Raw genomic sequence first — 20,231 nt, forward strand, 5'->3', positions numbered from 1 at the left:
CCCCGTCGCGACGGGGTTTTTTATTTCCGTTAACCGGCGACGACCACCAGTTTTTGATTCGCAAACTCCTTCAGGCCAAGATCGGACAACTCCCGTCCATAGCCTGAGCGTTTCACGCCACCAAACGGCAACTCCGCGGCGGTATCGCTCTGAGAGTTGATAAACACCATACCGGTCTCGATCTGCGATGCCATGTTGCGCCCACGCAAAATATCGCGCGTCCACACTGAACCGCCCAGACCGTAGTGCGAATCATTGGCCAGTGCAATGGCGGTGCGATCGTCAGCCACCACATAAACCTGTGCCACCGGTCCAAAGAACTCCTGGTAATAGGCGGGATTTTGCGGTGTGAGGCCAGTCAGTATCGTCGGCTGATAATAACAACCCACGCCTTCTATCACTTTTCCGCCCACTTCAACATGCGCACCCTGCTTAACCGCATCCTCAACCTGTTTCACTAAACGGTCGCGAGCCTCTTTCGATGAAAGCGGACCCAGCGTGGTGCTTTCATCCAGTGGATCCCCCGGTTTAGCTGATTGCAGGGCCGCGCTAAACTTTGCCATAAACTCCGTCGCGATTTTTTCGTGCAGGATAAAGCGCTTCGCTGCGGTACATACCTGACCACAGTTACTTAATCGCGCCTGCGCGCCCTGGCGCACGGCTTCGTCGATATCGGCATCGTCCAGCACCACGAATACATCATTGCCGCCTAGCTCCAGCGTGGATTTTTTTAGATGTTTACCTGCTTGTTCCGCCACGGCGCTACCGGCACGTTCAGAGCCCGTCAGCGCGACACCTTGCACGCGCGGATCGGCAATCAGATCGGCGACCTGTTGATTCGAGACAAACAGATTGGTCCACGCCCCCTTTGGCGCACCCGCTTCTTCAACCAGTTTTTCGAAGACATCCGCACAGTGCGGCACAATGTTGGCATGTTTCGCTAGCACCGGATTTCCCAGTGCCAGATTCGGCGCCAGCACGCGCATCAGCTGGTAATATGGGAAGTTCCAGGGCTCGACGGCGACCACTACGCCAATCGGGTGATACTCAAGCCAGGCATCGCCCACCGTGCTGGGATAAGGTTGTGCCTGCAATAAGTGAGCCGCATGTTCGGCATAGTACCGAGCGATCTGCGCGCAGATTTTTACTTCCCCCCGGCTCTGCCCGATTAACTTGCCCATCTCACGACTGGCAATCTCAGCTAATTCGTCAACGCGCTGATCAATTAGATCGGCCAGTCGGTGCAGCACCTGCAGACGTGGCTGCATATCGCCTTTACACCACGTAGAGTGGTAGAGTTCGTCAGCCGCGCTGAGTGCCTGCTGCATATAGGTGTCATCGTGATTAGGCCAGGATTTCAGCAACTGATTATTGGCCGGGTTGATGCTTTGGTAGGCTGACATAAAGGGCTCCTTGGCAGAAAAAATGACAAAGGCGGGACATGCCCGCCTGCGTGTTAAACGTTTTTACGCTCGACTGTTTTGTCGTCCCACGTCAGAACGTCCTGATCGGTCTTATCAAAAGCGCGGAGCAGCACATCGTCGCTACCTTGCTGACGCCAGATTTCTTCCGCGAGTCGTTCGTCATAATTCGCCACCTCAAAAATGGCTTCAGCAATTTCAGGTGAGGTGTGGCGCAGCGTGGCCCATTCGCCCACGTGGTGAGCTTTCGACTGTTCTGTGGCCATAAAGGTCTCCTGTTGTGGATTTATCCTTGCAGTTTTACCGCCAGTCCGGCGACGTATTGGCCCTGATAGCGGGCAATTCCCAGTTCTTCTGCTGACGGTTGGCGTGAGCCATCACCGCCAGCAATCGTGGTGGCGCCATAAGGCGTACCGCCCCGAACCTGAGAAATATCGAAAAGTTCTTTGGTGCCATAACCGATAGGCACGATAACCATGCCGTGATGGGCGAGGGTGGTCCAAACGGAGGTGATGGTTTGTTCCTGACCGCCACCGGTGCCGGTAGAGGCGAATACACTGGCGAGTTTGCCGTACAGCGCGCCTGAGGCCCATAATCCGCCGGTGCGATCCCAGAAATTACGCATCTGACCGGCCATATTGCCAAAGCGGGTTGGCGTACCCACGATGATGGCGTCGTATTGGGTTAAATCTTCAGGTTTTGCTTCAGCCGCTGGCTGATTCACCTTGCCGCCCACCTGCGCAAATCTCTCCGCATCCATGCTTTCCGGTACACGAAGAATGGTGACTTCCGCACCGCTCACACTCTTTGCGCCTTCAGCCACGGCTTCCGCCATGGTTTCGATATGTCCATACATTGAGTAATAAAGCACCAAAACTTTTGCCATGGTTTTCTATCCTGCTGAGGGTGATGAGTATTCAGAAGTATAGAAGAGACTGCGTAAGGTGCCGGAAGGGAGGATAGATGGGTACGTCTAGCGCTGCGCTTTTTGCCGGGCTAACCGCTTGTAAGCTGGATGTTAATCTGGTTTATGATAGAAAAATAAGTGAATTATATGTTTCAAAGTATGAATATTAGCCGAATATCAGACTGGCCTGGCTATCCTTTTATCAGGTGGCGCGAATACTCCGCCGCCTTGCTTTTCACCACATTGGATGAAAAGGCCTAACCACAGATGCTCAATCCCTGGAGGAAATGATGGCACAACATCGTGGAGGATCAGGCAATTTCGCGGAAGACCGCGAGAGAGCCGCGGAAGCCGGTCGTAAAGGCGGAAAAAATAGCGGCGGTAATTTCAGGAATGACCCGCAACGCGCTTCCGAAGCAGGTGAAAAAGGGGGACGCAGTCGCAGCAAGAAATAATGTGATTGTGTTTGATTCCCCCCTCCGCCGGGTTATCCCGGCGGTAACAAAGATTGCTTTTCCCCTCCTGACCAGGCAAAAATGATCGCCAATCGATTATTTTGGTGCATTATGTCTGCTTCAAACTCCCGTCTCAGCCTGCGTATTACGCGTCAGGAACTCGTTCTCATCTTCATTACCATGGTTTGGGGTGGCACCTTTTTGGTGGTGCACCGGGCGATGGCACATTCCGGTCCCTTTTTCTTTGTGGGGCTGCGCTTTGCCACGGCATCGCTATTGCTGGCCTTCTTCTTTCGTCGCTACCTGAAACACATGACATGGCTCGAAGTGAAAGCCGGTGCGCTGATTGGCCTGTCGATTGCGGGTGGCTACGGCTTACAAACCTGGGGGATGCAAACCATCTCCAGCAGCCAGTCAGCGTTTCTGACCGCGCTGTATGTGCCGGTGGTACCGTTACTGCAATGGGTATTTCTGCGCCGTCCGCCAGGGTTAATGGCATGGATTGGCATTATGCTGGCGTTTACCGGTTTAGTGCTGGTGGCCGGGCCACAAGACGGTAGCCTGACGTTGAACGCGGGCGAGATAGCGACGTTACTCAGTACACTGGCGATTGCGGCTGAAATTATTCTGATCAGTCGCTTTGCAGGCCAGGTTGATGTGCGTCGCGTGACGCTGATCCAACTGATGGTCGCATCGGCTTGCGCTTTTGTCTTTATGATCCCTAATGGCGAATCGATCCCAACGATCTCAACGCCATTGCTGTTAAGTGCGCTGGGTCTGGGTGCGGCCAGTGCACTGATTCAGGTGACAATGAACTGGGCACAGCGCAGCGTGTCACCGACACGTGCCACAGTGATTTACGCGGGTGAACCGGTCTGGGCAGGGGTAGTAGGACGGATTGCAGGTGAACGTTTACCGGCCGCAGCCCTGTTGGGTGGTGCGCTGATCGTCTGTGGGGTCATCGTCAGCGAGTTACGACTTCGCCGCAAGAAAGCGGTGCCTGAGCAGGCACCGCTGGAGCCTTAAGGATGTTGTCGTGCCGCCTGGCCTGCCAGCGCGGCGCCCCGACGTTTAAGAATGGCGTTAAGAATGATGGCACCGAAAGTCGCGGTGCCAATCCCACCAATGGTAAAACTGCCGATCTTTAAAGCAAAATCACCAGCACCCAGCACTAACGTGGTGGCCACCATGATCAAATTGCCGTTCTGACTGAAATCAACGTTGTTTTGCACCCAGATCCGCGCACCTGCCACGGCAATCAAGCCGAATACGACAATAGAGGCACCGCCAATCACCGGGCCGGGAATGGTATGGATCAAGGCACCAAACTTCGGTGAAAAGCCGAGTATCAGCGCAATCACTGCTGCCGCGACAAACGCCAGTGTCGAATAGACTTTGGTCACCGCCATTACGCCGATATTCTCTGCGTAAGTTGTCACGCCGCTGCCTCCCATTGAACCTGACAGCATGGTGGCGAGGCCATCCCCGACAAACGCACGTCCCATCCAGGGATCCAGATTGCGTCCCGTCATACCGGCGACGGCTTTAATATGCCCCAGGTTTTCAGCCACCAGAATGATGGCCACAGGGGCAATCATCACTATCGCCTGCATATCAAACACCGGTGCGGTGGTGTGCGGTAAACCAAACCAGGGCGCACTGGCGACACCGCTGAAATCGACTGGCTTACCGAGGCCAAACACATTGGTGAGCAAGGCGTAGATCGCCCAGGCGACAATCAGGCCAACCAGAATCAGCAAGCGCTGAACCAAACCGCGTGTGAAGACTGCAACCACGCCAATGCATAACACCGTCATCACCGCCATCCAGCTGTCAAACATCGATGCAGATACACCGTGCACGGCGATCGGAGCCAGATTCAGGCCAATCGCCATCACCACCGCACCGGTGACGACGGGTGGCATCAGGCGCTCAATCCAGCCCGTGCCGACTTTCATTACGATCAAGCCAATCAGTGTATAGAGTGCGCCACACGCGATGACTCCGCCCAGCGCGAGGGCCAGATTGGGGTTCAACCCCTGGCCGTTGAATCCGGTCACCGCGATAATCACCCCGACAAAGGCGGCGCTGGATCCAAGATAACTCGGCACGCGTCCGCCAGTGACCACAAAGAACAGCAGCGTGCCGATACCGGAAACCAGAATCGCCAGGTTGGGGTCGAGTCCCATCAACAACGGCATTAGCACCGTCGCGCCAAACATTGCTACAGCATGCTGCAGGCCCATGACAAACGTCTGCCCGAACGGCAGGGTTTCATCCGGTGCAATCAGCCCATCTTCGGTCATGGCTGACTTTTTCTGCCAGCGGGGGAACCAGGAATTCGCCATCGTTTTCTCCAGGATATCGGTGGAACCGGGCCGCGCAGAGCGGCGTTAGCGGGCGTCCTGCCGTAAAAGGTGATGATATCCACGGTCAAACCACGCCAGGCCATGGGAATCATCGTTACGTACTAGCGCAAGTGCTTCACACATCAAAACGTCGTGTGTGCCAACACTGACCACCTGGGTGATTTTGCAATCGAACGACACGGTGGCACCCTCCAGCAGCGGTGAACCGCTGGCCAGCGTGTGCCAGTTAGCCGCAGCAAAACGCTGTTCCATCGGCGTCTTCCCGCCAAACAGTGTCGAAAGATCTTCATGACCGGCCGCCAGGGTGTTGACGCACAGATAGCCATTGTCCCGAAAGGTCGGCCAGACTGAGGCCGAACGATTCAGACACACCAGCAAAGTGGGCGGCGTATCCGTCACGCTGCAGACGGCTGAGGCAGTGAATCCGACGCGACCAGCCGGACCGTCGGTGGTGATAATATTGACCGCCGCGCCCAGTCGTGCCATGGCATGGCGGAAAGCATCGCGATCTACATTCGGTAGCAGCGGCAGTTCATGCACACTCATGGTTTCACTCCTCTGTTAAACTGGCGGCGCGCTGTGCAGGTGCAGCCGTTTCGGCCAGCCACCGCAGCAGCAGAGCGTTAAACTTATCGGCATCGGTCACGCTCATCGCATGCCCACCCCACGGCATTTCAATCAGACTGCCATTCGGCAGCGCCTGGGCCAGTTGTGGAGAGCAGCTCCACGGCACCAGCAAATCGTCCTGGCTACAAATGGCTAACACAGGCTGATGAATCCGCGCCGCATACGGACGGAAATTACTGTTCATTAATGCATGCAAGCGGCGCAGCAGATTTTCCATGCCCTGAAAATGGGTCACGTGATGGGCATCTTCAGCGGTGATGCGCGCCTGATGGCGCGCCAGCCATTCAGCCGGATAGAGGAACAGTGGCTGCGCTCGCACGAAGGCTTCAACGCCCACGTTGAGCAGGAGATCCTGCCGCACCTGGAAGCAGCGTTGCGTGTGAGGATCCAACGAGAGCCAGCCATTAATCACCACGACGCGGCCGACACGATCGGGATAATCCAGCGCCAGCTGCAGGCCAATCAGGCCACCCAGTGCGTGGCCAATAATGTCGTAATGGTGAATGTCATGCTGCGCCAGTAGCTCAGCCAGTTCGGCGGCCATCATCGCCATGCTGTAGCCTTCAGGCAGCGTATCGGCACTGCGACCGGTACCGCGCTGATCGTAAGTCACCACGCGATAATGGGGAGCGAGCGCCGCCAGCTGGGGTTGCCAAAAGCCCGCCACGCCACCCAGGCCGGACGACAGCACCAGTGTTGGCGCGTCGGCAGCGGTTAAACCATGAATCTCAAGGTGCATTACGCCTCCTGCGGCCCGATGTGCGCGACGCTGGCAATTTCAATCAGCGCATCTGGTTTAACCAATCCACACTGAATGCAAAAGCGCGCGGGTTTGTCGCCGGGGAAATACTCGGCGTAGACCTGGTTAATCGCGGCGTAATGGCTCCAGTCGGTGAGGAAAATAGAGTTGAAAGTGACGTCACTCATGCTGCCACCGGCGGTCTCGATCACCTTTTTGATGGTTTCCAGTACGTGTCGGGTTTGTGCCGCGGCATCGCCGACGTGGACGACATTGTTACTGGCATCGAACGGTAGCGTGCCTGACACGTACACCACGCCATCGGCCAGGGTTCCTGGCACAAAGGGCGCAATCGGGGTGCCGCTGCCGGCAGGAATAATCACACTTTTAGGCATCGTCGCAGTTCCTTATCGTTATGGTTTTGCAGGTGAGATGGACCCTAAGCTTTCAGAGCTTCACAAAAAGTGTCCGTGTCGCTAACCCAGCCAAAGAAGGTTTCGATGTTGAAAATCGCCGCTTGTTGGGCAAATGCCGGTCCGGCCTGATAAGTGGCGTCTTCCAGCACCACGCCAAAATATTCGAGGAAGAAGCCATCGCGCAGTGTCGACTCAACGCACACGTTGGTGGCAATGCCGGTGAACACCAGGTGGCGGATACCGCGGCTGCGCAGCATGCTATCGAGTGGCGTATTGAAGAAGCCACTGTAGCGCGGTTTGGGCAGCACGATGTCTCCTGCCTGCGGCACCAGTTCATCCACCAGCGCATAATCCCAGCCGCCTTTCGACAGCAGCGTGCCCTGTAACTCCGGGTGCTTACGCATGGTTTTCAGTGCATTCGATTTATGGAAGTTAGGCGAGCCGGCATCACCCGCTTCAACGTATTGGTCATCCCAGCCGTTCTGGAACCAGATAATCTGCATGCCAGCGGCGCGCGCCGCGGTTGCCGCCTGATGAATTTTGGCGATCACTGGTTTTGTGGCGGAGACATCAAAGCCAGCAAGATCCAGATAACCCCCTTCGGTGGCATAGGCATTCTGCATATCGACGACGATCAAGGCGCTTTGCGTCGACGGCAGTGCAATCGCTTCTGGTCGGGCGGGCAGGGTGATATTGGACAAACTCGACGTATGGGCGCAAGTCACGGTACTCATCAGGCAACCTCCTTCTGCGAAGTGATAACGTTTTGACGACACTGCATTAATGGCTGGATACGCTCACCGAAATCTTCAATACCTTGCAGGAAGTCATCGAAGGTCAGAAGCACGCCCTGTGTGCCGTCAACCTCAGCGACTTCATCCAACATTCGTGCCACATTGGCGTATGAACCCACTAAGGTGCCCATATTGATGTTCACGGCTGATGTGGGATCGGCCATCTGACGCACGTTGGTGTCGCTGCCGGACTTGGTATCCTGCTGACTTTGTGTGGTGAGCCAGGCAAGCGCTTCTTCATCAGCACCCGCTTTGTAATGCTCCCATTTGGCGCGTGCGGCTTCGTCGCTTTCGGCAGCAATGATCATAAACAGCACATAGGAACCGACATCCCGTCCGGCTTTATCTGCTGCGACTTTCATGCGGCTGGCGGTCGGGGCGAAGGCGGTAGGCGTGTTGACCCCTTTACCGAAACAGAAGTTGTAATCGGCATGCTGCGCGGAGAACGCCATGCCGGCATCGCTCTGACCGGCGCAGATCACCTTCATCGGTTTCTGCGGTTGCGGGCTCACGCGGCAGTCGTTCATGGTGAAAAATTCACCCTTGAAGTCACTCTGACCGGTGCCCCATAAATCGCGCAGCACGGTGACGTACTCGGTGAGGTATTGGTAACGGCTGGAGAAGTATTCATCACCCGGCCACAATCCCATCTGTTCGTATTCGGGTTTCTGCCAGCCGGTGACCAGATTGACACCGAAACGACCATTGGAAATCGAATCGATGGTGGCGGCCATGCGCGCCACAATTGCTGGGGGCAGCGTCAGAGTGGCTGCCGTGGCATAGATTTCAATTCTTGAGGTCACCGCCGCGAGCCCCGCCATCAATGTGAAGGATTCGAGATTGTGATCCCAGAATTCGGTTTTACCCCCGAAGCCGCGCAGTTTGATCATCGAGAGCGCAAAGTCGAAGTGATAATGCTCGGCCTTCAGCACAATCTCTTTATTCAGTTCAAAAGTCGGTTTGTACTGCGGCGCATGGGTGGAGATGAGCCAGCCATTGTTGCCAATCGGGATAAATACGCCAATTTTCATGTGAAACCTCTCTGCATTGAACGGGCATTGCTTTACGCGCTGCACTGCTTCCTGCACGCGGCGCTCAGTCACAAAATTGCAAAGCCTGTGCCACATTTTTAAATACCTTGTACAACAATGTGTTAAAAACCATGGAAGGATGAAAGTGGAGTGGTTGGTCTAAATCAGACCGTTTGGTCAAAACTTTTTGCACGTTTTTCATGCGCGCGGTGGTCAAAAAAGGTGCAGGGAGAGCGATTAGGCAGGAAAGAGGGGCTTTGTTATGATGCGAACAGGCAGGATTGAAGAGGTAACAGTGTGAAAAGCGATGAAAAACAACCGGGCCGACGTTCACGTGCCGTTGCCGCAAAACGGGCTGCGATACTGGAAGCGGCGTTAAGCTTCTTCTCGCAGTTCGGAATTCACGGTACCAGTCTCGATAAAGTGGCAGAGCGTGCCGATGTCTCCAAGACCAATTTGCTTTACTACTATCCCTCAAAAGAGGTGCTGTATATCGCGGTTCTGAAGGAGATCCTTGATGTCTGGCTGGCTCCACTGCGCGCACTGCGCCACGATCAGGACCCACTGACCGCCATTCGGAAATATATCCGTCTTAAGCTGGAGGTGTCGCGCGATCACCCGCAAGCCTCGCGCTTGTTCTGTCTGGAGATGCTCCAGGGTGCGCCGTTACTCAAAGGTGAACTGGCCGGGGATTTAAAAGCGCTGGTGGATGAGAAGGCGGCGATCATCGAGCAGTGGATTGCGGAAGGGCGGTTAGCCGGGGTACAGCCGCAGCATCTGTTTTTCCTGCTGTGGGCCACCACGCAACATTACGCGGATTTTGCGTCACAAGTTGAGGCGATCACCGGCCAGACCCTGAGTGACCCGGAATTTTTCGAGCAAACGCTGGAGAATGTTCAGCGCATGATTATTGAAGGGATCCGCGTGCGTTGATCCCGCTTTAGCCAGGAGAGTGCATGGATTCGCTATCACAACTGACGTTGGGCGCGGCGATCACCGTCGCGGTGATGGGCAAGCGCGTGCCGCTATGGCAATCGGCGCTGGTGGGTGCGATTGCCGGCACCTTGCCCGATCTGGATGTATTTATCGATCATGGCGATGCGATTCGCAATATGACGCTGCATCGAACTGAGAGTCATGCGCTGATATGGCTCACGCTAGTTGCGCCTCTGCTGGCCTGGCTGATTGCAGGTGCAACACGCAGTCGCTCCCACTGGCGCGGCTGGTGTCTGGCAATTTGGCTGGCCCTGATCACGCATCCGTTGCTTGATCTGACAACGGTGTACGGCACGCAGCTGGGGTTGCCGTTTACCGATTTCCCCTACGCGATTGGCAGCATGTACATCATCGACCCGTTGTATACCTTGCCGTTGCTGATCGCGCTGGGGGTGGCGCTATGGCGGCGTGATGGAGTCGGACTGCGCTGGAATCAGGCGGGTTTGCTGATCAGTACGCTGTATCTTGGCTGGAGCATGGTGGTGCAGGGCGTGGCGAGGCAGCATATCGATCGTGATTTAACTGATCAATCCATCAAGCCGCAGCAGGTGCTGGTGACGCCAACGGCATTTAATACTCTGGTGTGGCGAACCGTAATTATGACCCCCGATCGTTACGGTGAGGCCTATTGGTCACTGTTGTCACCCGATCGAGCACTGGAAATTCATTGGCATCCGCGCCACCCGCAATTGTTCGATGCGTTTAAAGGCGACTGGTATGCCGAGCGAGTGGCGTGGTTCAGCCATGGCTTTTACGCCATGCGCCAGCAGGGTGAAGAGACCTTGATTTCGGATTTAAGGATGGGAGAAGCGCCCAATTACACCTTCACCTTCAATCTGGGATCGGCACATGTTCCCGAACCGGCACCAGAAAGAGAGCCTTCGGTGCGGCCTTCACTGGTACAGGCATGGCATAAACTACGCGAAAGGTTATAAAAAAAGCCCCGAATTTTCGGGGCTTTTTGTTGGCAGGGTTATCAGGCTTTACGACGACGTAACAACCAGCCCATGGTGAGAATGACGAACCACAGCGGCGTGACCATTAACGCCTGACGAGTATCATCCTGCAAGGTCAGCAGGACAATCACAAAGGCGAAGAACGCCATGCACACCCAGCACATCAGCTTGCCCAGCGGCATCTTGAACTTCGACTCAGCGTGACGTTGCGGATGCTGTTTGCGGTAAGCCAGGTAGCTGCACAGGATGATGGTCCAGACGAACATAAACAGAATCGCCGATACCGTGGTGACCATGGTAAATACCGTCATCACATCGGGGATCAGGTAAATCAGCGCAACGCCGCACAGCAGGCAGAAGCAGGAGAAAAACAGCCCGGTAGTGGGAACCGCGCGTGCCGACAGGCGGCCAAATGCTTTGTGTGCCACGCCTTGTTCTGCCAAACCGTACAACATACGGCTGGTGGAGAAAATGCCACTGTTGGCGGATGATGCAGCAGAAGTCAGCACCACGAAATTAACGATGCTGGCGGCGGCGGGTAATCCGATCAGCACAAACATCTCAACGAAGGGGCTGCGGTCCGGCATGACCTGATTCCACGGCGTCACCGCCATGATCACCAGCAGTGCCAGAACGTAAAACATAATGATACGCACCGGAATAGCGTTAATCGCACGTGGCAGCACCTTGTGCGGATCTTTGGTTTCCGCTGCGGCCGTGCCGACTAACTCAATGCCGACGAAGGCAAACACCGCAATCTGGAAGCCAGCAAAGAAGCCGCTCAATCCTTTCGGGAACATACCACCGTGATCCCAGATATTGCTCAGGGCTGCCGCGCTGCCGCTGGGCGAAGGATAATGCATGCTCACCAGCACGATGCCAGTCACGATCAAGGCAACAATCGCCACGATTTTAATAATCGCGAACCAGAACTCCATCTCACCAAACAATTTCACCGTCGCGATATTGAGTGCCAGGAACACAAATATACACAGCAGTGCACTCATCCAGATGGAGAAGTCGGGGAACCAGAGTTGGAAATAGGCACTAATGGCCACCACATCAGCAATCCCCGTCACCACCCAACAGAACCAGTAAGTCCAGCCGGTAAAATAGCCCGCCCATGGGCCGAGTAAATCGGCGGCAAAATCGCTGAAGGATTTATATTCGAGATTAGAGAGCAGCAATTCGCCCATTGCGCGCATCACGAAGAACAGCATAAAGCCGATGATCATATAAACGAAAATGATCGAGGGGCCGGCCAGGCTGATAGTTTTACCTGAGCCCATAAACAACCCGGTGCCGATCGCGCCACCGATGGCAATCAGTTGGATATGGCGGTTATGCAGATTACGCTGGAGCTTATCCGGCTGTTCAGCCTCAACAAGCGCCTCTTTGGATTGATCAACCATAAATATATCTTTCCTGTTTTGATGTTGTGTCAGCTCTACTGGCTGTTAGATAACGTGCCGTTTGATAGGGCAAGTGGCATAAGATAGTGGAAAGGTTGCAACTCTCGGTAATTGTTTTTTTACAATTGTGACCTTTTGCGGGGTTTACTCTGTCAGTAAATATTTACATGGCATAATCCACGGTGAATTTGCGTAAATCTTCAGCAATTAAGCCTTTTCTGCGTTATCTCTCCATTTTGCCACCTACACTTACGTCTTCTTTTTATGAGTAAACGTGAGGTGTGATGCGCGCATTATTAGCGATTGCTCTGTTGGCATTATGTGGCTGGTGGAGTTTGCCGTGGCTGAAAACGCATTTGCCGCCGCAGTGGAATCCATTTACACCGCTGTCGGTGACTGACCCTCCAGGATGGATGATGCGCTACAAATTGCAGCGCCTGAGTCACGATCCTGCGGCCTGTATGGCGGTGATGCATCGAGCCAGTCAGCAGGGGTGGGTACAATTTCGCGCCGTGCCAGCACTGCAAGGTGATTGCCCTATTGAACAGCCTTTGCGCGTGAGTGGTTTTGGTGAAGTGACATTGAGCAGCAGCTTTCTTGCCAGTTGCCCGATGGCGGTGAGCAGCACAATGTTTGTCCTCAACAGCACTCACGCCCTTCAGCAGGCAGGTATCAACAGCCCGATTCGGCGAATCACCCACGTCGGCAGTTACGCCTGTCGAAATATCTATCATCGCCAGCAGGGGCGTTTAAGCGAGCATGCAACAGCAGATGCATGGGATGTGACTGGGTTTCAGCTTGCAGATGGACGCTGGCTGCAGGTGGCAAAAAACTGGCATCAACCTGAGGATGCGGCAGCAGGGCTTCGCGCTTTATGGCACAACGGCTGTGCGACCTTTGGTAATGCGTTAGGACCGGATTACAACGCCGCGCATGCCGGACATTTTCACCTGGGCATGCGCGGCGCCGGATACTGTCGTTAGTCAGACGGCGGGATTAAGCCCTCGTTTTATCAGGAAATGATTAGCGGGCCAGGAGAATAGAAAACCGATGATCATGGCCAGTTGTAACATAAACCAGAAAGCCACCAGCAATGGATTGATTTGTTGGTTGAGAACAAATTTTAGTGCCAGTGCCATAAAGATAAAAATACCTAATTGATAAATCAGCAGGGGAAACGTTTCGGTTTTAAATGCTAATAATAACGCCCGGCCAAATGAACGTTTTTCACGTTGGCGGATAGCCAGGAACTGGAAAAATAAACCCACCACCAGAGAAACTATCAAGCAAATAATTGCCTGCATCCAGAGCGTTGGCATAATGGCGAACTGATTTAGCAAGGTGATTATTGGTAGGGTCATTATGTCGCCAAATATACAGGCCGCGGCAGATAATGAGGTGGAAATAAATATTGTTTGCCAGCTGGCATTACTCTGAATTTTTTGTGGAACCAGCAGCGCAAGTTTTACCTGACGTGAAGGTTTACGGCCCAGATACCACCAGGCTAACCATCCGATGAACGGCATATAGAGGCCGGTCAGTGGCCAGATGATATTCATGATGGCCACCGGATGCGGGTGACGGAAAAGATCTTTTAAGATCATCAGCGCTGTACAACCGCCCAGTACAAGGAAAGGTAATGCCAGTTGGTTCATCATAGTCAGCCCCGTTATGATGCTCGAATACGCATGACAATGCGCCAGTATGGTTGAGGGCGCAACGTCTTCCCCTGAAAAGTCCGCAGCGTCATCCCCCGCACATCCTCTAAGCGTAGCTGGAAAAGAGGGTGACGGAAATCACGTTATACCGCTCACCACAGAAATCACTGGGATTAAGAATGAACCGAATAGCCTTCGTTCCACAAATACCGCTATTACCCTCAGTAACCGCTTTCAAAGTGAGTGATTTTAGTTAATGACGATGCTAAAAATTTATCAATCTAATGATGATTTTCGATGAATAGGGTGATTGAAACTCCTTCGGAAAAATCCTATTCTAATCAGGAAAGAGGATTAAAGTTGTGAAGCTGTTGGCAAAATGTATCTGCTTTCAGTTCCCCATAATGGTAACGCATTGACATCAGGATGGTTATGATTGTTACCCCGCGGGCTGCTCTCATTTCAATCAATATTTTTTCTCTAGTTAATTTATTTTTTGTGTTTATCAGAACGAATAACAAGTTAAAGCGTGAAACAACGCTGAGGCAATAATGACGACCGATAATTATTTCGTCTGGCGTGGCGAAACTGAAAATGAATTTCAGGCGCTGACGGAAGTGATTCAAGTAAAAACGCTATTACAAAAACACATTGAAGCGATGGGTTTCGATTCATTCGCTTTCCTGGTTCAACATCCCGTGCCTTTTACCCGGCCGCGCGTGTTTTTGTTCAGTACTTACCCGGAAAGCTGGGTTAAGCGCTATGAAAGCGAAAATTATTATGCTGTCGATCCGGTGCTGTTGCTTTGTCAGCGGCCGGGACGAGGCGTGGAATGGACGCGGGATTTATTTACCGGTGCCGGTAATTTATGGGCTGAAGCGAATGCGGCAGGGCTCAACAGCGGCTTTTCTTGTTCGGCAATGGCGCCAAATCGTGCCATTGGTATATTATCTATAGCATCATCGCTTCACAGTCAGACTCAACACTTACGCGTTCAGCTAGAGGTGAAACTGCACCTTCTGGCGGAACTGAGTTTGCGCGTGCTGGAGCGGCTAAATGATAGTTCAATGGCGGTTTTATCTAATGATTTTAGCCAACGCGAACTGGAAATTTTGAAATGGACGGCGGAAGGAAAAACTTCTGCGGAAATTTCACTGATTTTAGCGATTTCAGAACATACGGTGAATTTTCACCAAAAGAATATGCAAAAGCGTTTTAATGTTTCCAATAAAACGCAGATTGCGTGTTATGCGGCGGCAATTGGCCTGATATAGCAAAAAGGCAACTACTAATTTTAGTAGTTCCCACTCTTTAGTCAGTTGTCTACCCTGCGCCGGAACTTTGCCAGGCTGGCGCAAAGAAATCATTGCAAACATGGGGATGTCAGGGGCGCATGATGAAAGTAATTCAAACACAGCTTAAGGATATGCCGTCCTCTCTGTTGGCAGAATTAGGAACGTATCGCTATAGCGTTTTTGCGCGGGGTGAAGGTTGGTCTATCCCGCCGCGCTTAAGTACGCCCGGACAGGAGTATGATCGCTTTGATCGCTCCGATGTCACCTGGATGATCGCCTGGAATGCGCGCCAGGGGATTTGCGGCTGTGCACGTTTGTTGCCCTGGCATGAACCAGAAGTGCCTGAAGGCATGGTGCTGCCGTTCGATCAGGAAAAAGTCTGGGAAATGTCACGCTTTTCAGCACGCCTTGAGGTGGATGCAGAACTGCCACTGACGATTTTGTGGCATGCGGTGCAGTTGGCGGAACTCAGCGGTATGGAGTACCTGATCAGTTCAGCAACGCCGATGCTGGAAAAAATGTTTGAGCAGCACCACGTCGTGTACGAACCTTTATCACCCGGGTTGATTCAATCTGAGGATAATCTGTTTGCCATTCGTATTCCGGTTCATCAGCCGGCACTGGCGGACAAGTATCGTGGCACACGCCGGTTTAGTCCGGAAGAGGTGCTGCCGTCACTGGGTGTTTCAGTGAACTGGCAGTCACACAGTTGACCACCCCGCGCATCGCGCGGGGCTTCACCGCTTACTGACGGTAGGCGGTTTTAATCTGACGAATGGTGTTGCTGAACACTTCCGCCTGCGGCTTATCCGCTAACGCGCTTTGCACATAGCGCTCCATGTTAATGATCACCTTACCGGCATCCGCCTGACCCATCCCTTTCAGAATCAGCGTCACCATCATTTTCAGGCAAGCGACTTCATCGGCCAATGCCTGGGTATCCCGCGATGTTGAAAAGTCTTCATCACTCATCTTTGACTCCTTGGTGGTGTTACTGAATGTAGACACAATATCTGTGTGTAAAAAACAGAGTATATCATATGGTTGAATGAGGAATTTATCCCAGGCGAAGCGGTGGAGATTAAACCAACATTAAATGGATGTTTGCGTTATTAACAGGCAGGAAAAATCAGGCGTTGAAGTTATTTTTATTAAGCAAAGCCCAGCGGTCAATGAAAAGAGCATAAATTATAACATAATGATATTAGTCACAATTTCACATTTTAATTCTTGCATGCTAAGCGTTTCACTCAAAAGATATCTGGGATTGAGTTCAATTTGATGTGTATCATTTCATTTGAGATTTATCTGCGTAGCCAGATGTTTTTTCACCGTCAAACCCGGTAAGATGGCCCTCCTGAAATATATTTTTCCCCTCACTAACCTGCGGAGTACGTCCCGTTGATCAGTCTGCTTCTTGTTGATGACCATGAACTGGTACGCGCCGGTATTCGCCGCATACTGGAAGATATGAAGGGATTGGTAATTGCCGGGGAAGTGGCTTGTGGTGAAGACGCGGTGAAATGGTGCCGCAGCAATCCGGTCGACGTGGTGCTGATGGACATGAATATGCCGGGCATCGGCGGTCTGGAAGCCACGCGAAAAATTGTGCGCTTCAATCCTGACATCCGCATTATCATGCTGACCATCCATACCGAAAATCCGCTGCCGGCAAAAGTAATGCAAGCCGGTGCGGCGGGTTATCTGAGCAAAGGTGCGGCCCCGCAGGAAGTGGTGAGTGCGATTCGTTCGGTGCACTCAGGTCAGCGCTATATCGCATCAGATATTGCGCAGCAAATGGCGCTTAGCCAAATCGAGCCGCAAAAAGCCGAATCGCCCTTTAGCTGTTTGTCGGAAAGGGAATTGCAGATTATGCTGATGATCACCCGAGGGCAAAAGGTGACGGAAATTTCCGAGCAGCTTAATCTCAGCCCGAAAACCGTTAACAGTTACCGTTATCGTATGTTCAGTAAGTTGAACATCAGTGGCGACGTAGAGTTAACGCATCTGGCCATTCGACATGGTCTCTATAATGCGGAGCCGTTAATCAGTAGTGAGTGACGTTTTCAATTCCAAAGCCTTTCTGAGCACCGTGACCAGTCAGCCCGGCGTCTACCGCATGTATGACGCGACAGGCACGGTGATCTATGTCGGTAAAGCGAAAGACCTCAAAAAGCGCCTGACCAGTTATTTCCGCACTCAGGTGGGCAGCCGAAAAACTGAAGTCCTGGTCAGTAACATCCAAAACATCGACGTGACGGTGACGCATACCGAAACCGAAGCGTTGCTGCTTGAACACAATTACATCAAGCTCTATCAGCCTCGCTATAACGTGCTGCTGCGTGATGATAAATCCTATCCCTATATATTTCTGAGTGCAGACGCGCATCCGCGACTGGCGATGCATCGTGGTGCCAAACACGCGAAAGGGGAATACTTTGGGCCTTTCCCTAATGGCTATGCGGTGCGTGAAACCCTGGCGCTGTTGCAGAAAGTGTTCCCGATTCGACAGTGTGAAAACAGTGTTTATCGCAACCGCTCTCGCCCCTGTTTGCAATATCAGATTGGCCGTTGCCTTGGGCCGTGTGTAGCGGGTTTGGTCAGTGAAGATGAGTATGCGCAGCAAACCGATTACGTGCGGCTGTTTCTCGCCGGCAAAGATGATCAAGTAATCAACCAGTTGGTCAAACGCATGGAAGAGGCCAGCTATGGATTGCGCTTCGAAGAAGCGGCGCGTCTGCGCGATCAGATTCAGGCGGTACGACGTGTCACTGAGAAGCAGTTTGTCTCCAATCAGGGGGATGACCTTGATGTGATGGGGGTGGCATTCGACGCCGGTATGGCTTGTCTGCACGTGCTGTTTATTCGGCAGGGCAAAGTGCTGGGTAGCCGCAGTTATTTCCCGAAAGTGCCTGCTGATACCGATCTCACCGAAGTGGTGCAAACCTTTGTCGGCCAGTTTTATCTGCAGGGGAGCGAAGCTCGCACTTTGCCAGCTGATATTCTGCTGGACTTCAGTCTGCCCGAACGTGAGTTGCTGGCCGATTCCTTGAGTGAATTGGCCGGCCGCAAGGTCAATATTCAAAGCAAACCGCGCGGCGATCGGGCACGCTACCTTAAACTGGCGCGCACCAATGCGGCCACCGCTTTGACCACTAAACTGTCTCAGCACTCCACTATTCAGCAGCGACTGGCGGCGCTGGCAGTCTTTCTCGAACTCGACAGCATCAAGCGCATGGAATGTTTCGACATCAGTCACACCATGGGTGAGCAGACGATAGCTTCGTGTGTGGTCTTTAACCGCGATGGACCGCTGCGTTCGGATTACCGCCGCTATAACATTGAAGGCATCACGCCTGGCGATGATTACGCCGCGATGAACCAGGTATTACGTCGTCGTTATGGTAAAGCGCTGGAGGAGGACAAAATCCCTGATGTGATTATCATCGATGGCGGTAAAGGGCAGCTGGCACAGGCGAAACAGGTGTTTGCAGAGCTGGATGTGCCCTGGGATAAAGATCATCCCATTCTGCTGGGCGTGGCAAAAGGCACTGACCGTAAAGCGGGCCTGGAAACGCTGTTTTTTGAGGCGGAAGGGGAAGGCGTTTCGCTGCCGCCGGACTCGCCTGCACTGCATGTGATTCAACATATTCGTGATGACTCTCACAATCATGCAATTTCGGGGCACCGGAAAAAACGTGCGAAAGTGAAGAACACCAGTGCACTTGAAAGCATTGAAGGGGTCGGGCCAAAACGGCGCCAACAGCTGCTTAAGTACATGGGGGGCCTGCAACCCCTGATGAATGCCAGCGTGGATGAGATTGCTAAAGTGCCGGGGATTTCCTTCGCGCTGGCGGAAAAAATCTACTACTCGCTGAAACACTAGCATTGAAACAGGGGGGGCAATGTAGGAACATACGTTAAATTCTACTCACACCAGACAGTTACTGGCATATGCAATTTAACATTCCGACGTGTCTTACCCTGTTTCGAGTTGTACTGATTCCATTCTTTGTGCTGGCATTTTATCTGCCTTTTCAATGGGCACCTTTTGCCACTGCATTGATCTTTGTCGTTGCCGCCGTGACTGACTGGTTTGATGGTTTTCTTGCCCGCCGCTGGAAGCAAACCACGCGTTTTGGCGCTTTCCTGGATCCTGTGGCAGACAAAGTGATGGTGGCCATTGCGTTGGTACTGGTCGCCGAGTATTTCCACGCCTGGTGGATTACCTTACCGGCAGCGACCATGATCGCGCGCGAAATTATTATCTCAGCCTTACGTGAGTGGATGGCGGAGATTGGTAAGCGCAGCAGCGTGGCGGTTTCCTGGGTTGGCAAAGTGAAAACCACGGCGCAGATGTTCTCACTGTTCGCCTTGCTGTGGCGTCCAGACGCAACCGTAGTGGGAGTGGGCGTGGTGGCGCTGTATATCGCCGCGGTGCTGACCTTCTGGTCAATGTTCCAGTATTTGAGCGCCGCACGCGGTGATTTGCTCGATAGCTGATCGATACGATTTAAAAAGCAGCAAACGGACGCACTGTGTGGATAATTCTATTGACTCATTGCGTCAGATAAGTAGAATGCATCGCATCGAACGGCAGCGAGTCTGCAAGAAGCTGAATAAAATCAGCGAGTTCGGTGAATTGCGGGAATAGCTCAGTTGGTAGAGCACGACCTTGCCAAGGTCGGGGTCGCGAGTTCGAGTCTCGTTTCCCGCTCCAAATTTAGTCCTCCGTTGTTAACGGATGACACATCAGAATAAAGGCGCGTTGGCAGAGTGGCCATGCAACGGATTGCAAATCCGTCTACCTCGGTTCGACTCCGGGACGCGCCTCCAATTTACACCCTGCCCGGGTGGTGAAATCGGTAGACACAAGGGATTTAAAATCCCTCGGCTTATGGCTGTGCGGGTTCAAGTCCCGCCCCGGGTACCATATTTAGTAGTCGCTAAAACCAAATAAAATCAAAGCAATATGCAGTAATGTCGTGACCGCCCAAGGGCGGTTTTTTTGTGCCTGCAATTTACTTCATAATTTCAATTCCTAATATCTATCCTCGATATCAACTGCCCGTTACAATTGCTCATCTGCTCATCTGCTCATCTGCTCATCTGCTCATCTGCTCATCTGCTCATCTGCTCATCTGCTCATCTGCTC

The 20,231-nt window shown here is 53.0% G+C and carries 22 protein-coding genes and 3 tRNA genes; 13 read left to right on the forward strand and 12 right to left on the reverse strand.

Going from position 1 to position 20,231, the window contains the following annotated elements:
- Window positions 1-29: 29 nt before the first annotated feature.
- The 3 genes from AC1MDE_RS24265 to wrbA are packed head-to-tail and all read right to left on the reverse strand — an operon-like array spanning window position 30 to window position 2,307.
- Window positions 30-1,403, reverse strand: coding sequence for an NAD-dependent succinate-semialdehyde dehydrogenase (locus AC1MDE_RS24265; protein WP_058959655.1), 1,374 nt, complete (start codon window positions 1,401-1,403; stop codon window positions 30-32).
- Between the two features lie 53 nt (window positions 1,404-1,456).
- Window positions 1,457-1,687, reverse strand: coding sequence for a YccJ family protein (locus AC1MDE_RS24270; protein WP_038647733.1), 231 nt, complete (start codon window positions 1,685-1,687; stop codon window positions 1,457-1,459).
- 20 nt (window positions 1,688-1,707) lie between these two features.
- A complete protein-coding gene (gene wrbA / locus AC1MDE_RS24275) occupies window positions 1,708-2,307 on the reverse strand; it encodes an NAD(P)H:quinone oxidoreductase (RefSeq protein ID WP_480345152.1) in 600 nt (199 codons plus the stop codon).
- Between the two features lie 311 nt (window positions 2,308-2,618).
- Between wrbA and AC1MDE_RS24280 the strand changes: the two genes are divergently transcribed.
- Both AC1MDE_RS24280 and AC1MDE_RS24285 read left to right on the forward strand, forming a co-directional pair.
- Complete coding sequence (locus tag AC1MDE_RS24280; RefSeq protein ID WP_071845623.1) at window positions 2,619-2,783, forward strand: con-10 family general stress protein; 165 nt, start codon at window positions 2,619-2,621, stop codon at window positions 2,781-2,783.
- Between the two features lie 111 nt (window positions 2,784-2,894).
- Window positions 2,895-3,809, forward strand: coding sequence for a DMT family transporter (locus AC1MDE_RS24285; protein WP_160868262.1), 915 nt, complete (start codon window positions 2,895-2,897; stop codon window positions 3,807-3,809).
- Here the strand turns inward: AC1MDE_RS24285 and rutG are convergent.
- From rutG to rutA, 6 genes are read right to left on the reverse strand one after another with little or no spacing between them, the layout of a single operon-like run.
- Window positions 3,806-5,131, reverse strand: a complete 1,326-nt coding sequence (gene rutG / locus AC1MDE_RS24290; protein WP_058959639.1) for a pyrimidine utilization transport protein G — start codon at window positions 5,129-5,131, stop codon at window positions 3,806-3,808. The genes AC1MDE_RS24285 and rutG overlap by 4 nt on opposite strands.
- Window positions 5,132-5,176: 45 nt before the next feature.
- Window positions 5,177-5,698, reverse strand: coding sequence for an NADH-dependent FMN reductase RutF (gene rutF, locus AC1MDE_RS24295; protein ID WP_479401012.1), 522 nt, complete (start codon window positions 5,696-5,698; stop codon window positions 5,177-5,179).
- A 4-nt stretch (window positions 5,699-5,702) separates the two neighbouring features.
- Window positions 5,703-6,518, reverse strand: a complete 816-nt coding sequence (gene rutD / locus AC1MDE_RS24300; protein ID WP_479414615.1) for a pyrimidine utilization protein D — start codon at window positions 6,516-6,518, stop codon at window positions 5,703-5,705.
- Window positions 6,518-6,913 (reverse strand): pyrimidine utilization protein C, encoded by a 396-nt coding sequence (gene rutC, locus AC1MDE_RS24305; RefSeq protein WP_058959636.1) that lies wholly within the window; start codon window positions 6,911-6,913, stop codon window positions 6,518-6,520. Before rutC ends, rutD begins: the two co-directional genes overlap by 1 nt.
- Window positions 6,914-6,957: 44 nt before the next feature.
- Window positions 6,958-7,668, reverse strand: a complete 711-nt coding sequence (gene rutB / locus AC1MDE_RS24310; protein ID WP_480345153.1) for a pyrimidine utilization protein B — start codon at window positions 7,666-7,668, stop codon at window positions 6,958-6,960.
- Window positions 7,668-8,759 (reverse strand): pyrimidine utilization protein A, encoded by a 1,092-nt coding sequence (gene rutA, locus AC1MDE_RS24315; protein ID WP_058959634.1) that lies wholly within the window; start codon window positions 8,757-8,759, stop codon window positions 7,668-7,670. Before rutA ends, rutB begins: the two co-directional genes overlap by 1 nt.
- Before the next feature lie 297 nt (window positions 8,760-9,056).
- On the opposite strand from rutA, the gene rutR reads away from it, so the two are divergent.
- Both rutR and AC1MDE_RS24325 read left to right on the forward strand, forming a co-directional pair.
- Window positions 9,057-9,692, forward strand: coding sequence for an HTH-type transcriptional regulator RutR (rutR, locus tag AC1MDE_RS24320; RefSeq protein WP_034820328.1), 636 nt, complete (start codon window positions 9,057-9,059; stop codon window positions 9,690-9,692).
- A gap of 23 nt (window positions 9,693-9,715) precedes the next feature.
- Window positions 9,716-10,690 carry a metal-dependent hydrolase gene (locus tag AC1MDE_RS24325; RefSeq protein WP_480345154.1) on the forward strand — a complete coding sequence of 325 codons (975 nt, stop codon included), beginning with the start codon at window positions 9,716-9,718 and terminating at the stop codon, window positions 10,688-10,690.
- Window positions 10,691-10,731: 41 nt separating this feature from the next.
- Here the strand turns inward: AC1MDE_RS24325 and cycA are convergent, their stop codons facing one another.
- The gene (cycA, locus tag AC1MDE_RS24330) at window positions 10,732-12,123 is read right to left on the reverse strand and encodes a D-serine/D-alanine/glycine transporter (RefSeq protein WP_034820322.1); all 1,392 of its coding nucleotides are present in this window, start codon (window positions 12,121-12,123) and stop codon (window positions 10,732-10,734) included.
- Window positions 12,124-12,407: 284 nt separating this feature from the next.
- Between cycA and AC1MDE_RS24335 the strand changes: the two genes are divergently transcribed.
- Entirely contained in the window at window positions 12,408-13,106 is a 699-nt protein-coding gene (locus tag AC1MDE_RS24335) for an extensin-like domain-containing protein (RefSeq protein ID WP_058959631.1), read from the forward strand.
- On the opposite strand, the gene AC1MDE_RS24340 is transcribed toward AC1MDE_RS24335, so the two are convergent.
- Entirely contained in the window at window positions 13,107-13,781 is a 675-nt protein-coding gene (locus AC1MDE_RS24340; RefSeq protein WP_034820313.1) for a DUF4396 domain-containing protein, read from the reverse strand. It abuts the gene before it with no gap.
- Window positions 13,782-14,332: 551 nt separating this feature from the next.
- Between AC1MDE_RS24340 and AC1MDE_RS24345 the strand changes: the two genes are divergently transcribed.
- Both AC1MDE_RS24345 and AC1MDE_RS24350 read left to right on the forward strand, forming a co-directional pair.
- On the forward strand, window positions 14,333-15,055 hold the full coding sequence (locus tag AC1MDE_RS24345) for an autoinducer binding domain-containing protein (RefSeq protein ID WP_034820310.1): 723 nt from the start codon (window positions 14,333-14,335) through the stop codon (window positions 15,053-15,055).
- 122 nt (window positions 15,056-15,177) lie between these two features.
- Complete coding sequence (locus tag AC1MDE_RS24350; protein WP_034820307.1) at window positions 15,178-15,789, forward strand: acyl-homoserine-lactone synthase; 612 nt, start codon at window positions 15,178-15,180, stop codon at window positions 15,787-15,789.
- A 31-nt stretch (window positions 15,790-15,820) separates the two neighbouring features.
- Here AC1MDE_RS24350 and AC1MDE_RS24355 read toward each other — a convergent pair whose 3' ends face one another.
- Window positions 15,821-16,048, reverse strand: coding sequence for a DUF2594 family protein (locus AC1MDE_RS24355; RefSeq protein ID WP_034820303.1), 228 nt, complete (start codon window positions 16,046-16,048; stop codon window positions 15,821-15,823).
- Window positions 16,049-16,477: 429 nt separating this feature from the next.
- Between AC1MDE_RS24355 and uvrY the strand changes: the two genes are divergently transcribed.
- The 6 genes from uvrY to AC1MDE_RS24385 all read left to right on the forward strand — a co-directional run bounded on the left by uvrY (window position 16,478) and on the right by AC1MDE_RS24385 (window position 20,009).
- On the forward strand, window positions 16,478-17,137 hold the full coding sequence (gene uvrY, locus AC1MDE_RS24360) for a UvrY/SirA/GacA family response regulator transcription factor (RefSeq protein WP_034820300.1): 660 nt from the start codon (window positions 16,478-16,480) through the stop codon (window positions 17,135-17,137).
- The gene (gene uvrC / locus AC1MDE_RS24365; RefSeq protein WP_034820298.1) at window positions 17,130-18,962 is read left to right on the forward strand and encodes an excinuclease ABC subunit UvrC; all 1,833 of its coding nucleotides are present in this window, start codon (window positions 17,130-17,132) and stop codon (window positions 18,960-18,962) included. Before uvrY ends, uvrC begins: the two co-directional genes overlap by 8 nt.
- Window positions 18,963-19,030: 68 nt before the next feature.
- Window positions 19,031-19,579 (forward strand): CDP-diacylglycerol--glycerol-3-phosphate 3-phosphatidyltransferase, encoded by a 549-nt coding sequence (pgsA, locus tag AC1MDE_RS24370; protein ID WP_480345155.1) that lies wholly within the window; start codon window positions 19,031-19,033, stop codon window positions 19,577-19,579.
- Between the two features lie 141 nt (window positions 19,580-19,720).
- Window positions 19,721-19,796 (forward strand) — tRNA-Gly (locus AC1MDE_RS24375).
- Between the two features lie 42 nt (window positions 19,797-19,838).
- A tRNA-Cys gene (locus tag AC1MDE_RS24380) sits at window positions 19,839-19,912 on the forward strand.
- Window positions 19,913-19,923: 11 nt separating this feature from the next.
- Window positions 19,924-20,009 (forward strand) — tRNA-Leu (locus AC1MDE_RS24385).
- Window positions 20,010-20,231 lie beyond the last annotated feature (222 nt).

The sequence above is a fragment of the Pantoea folii genome, from assembly GCF_056678875.1.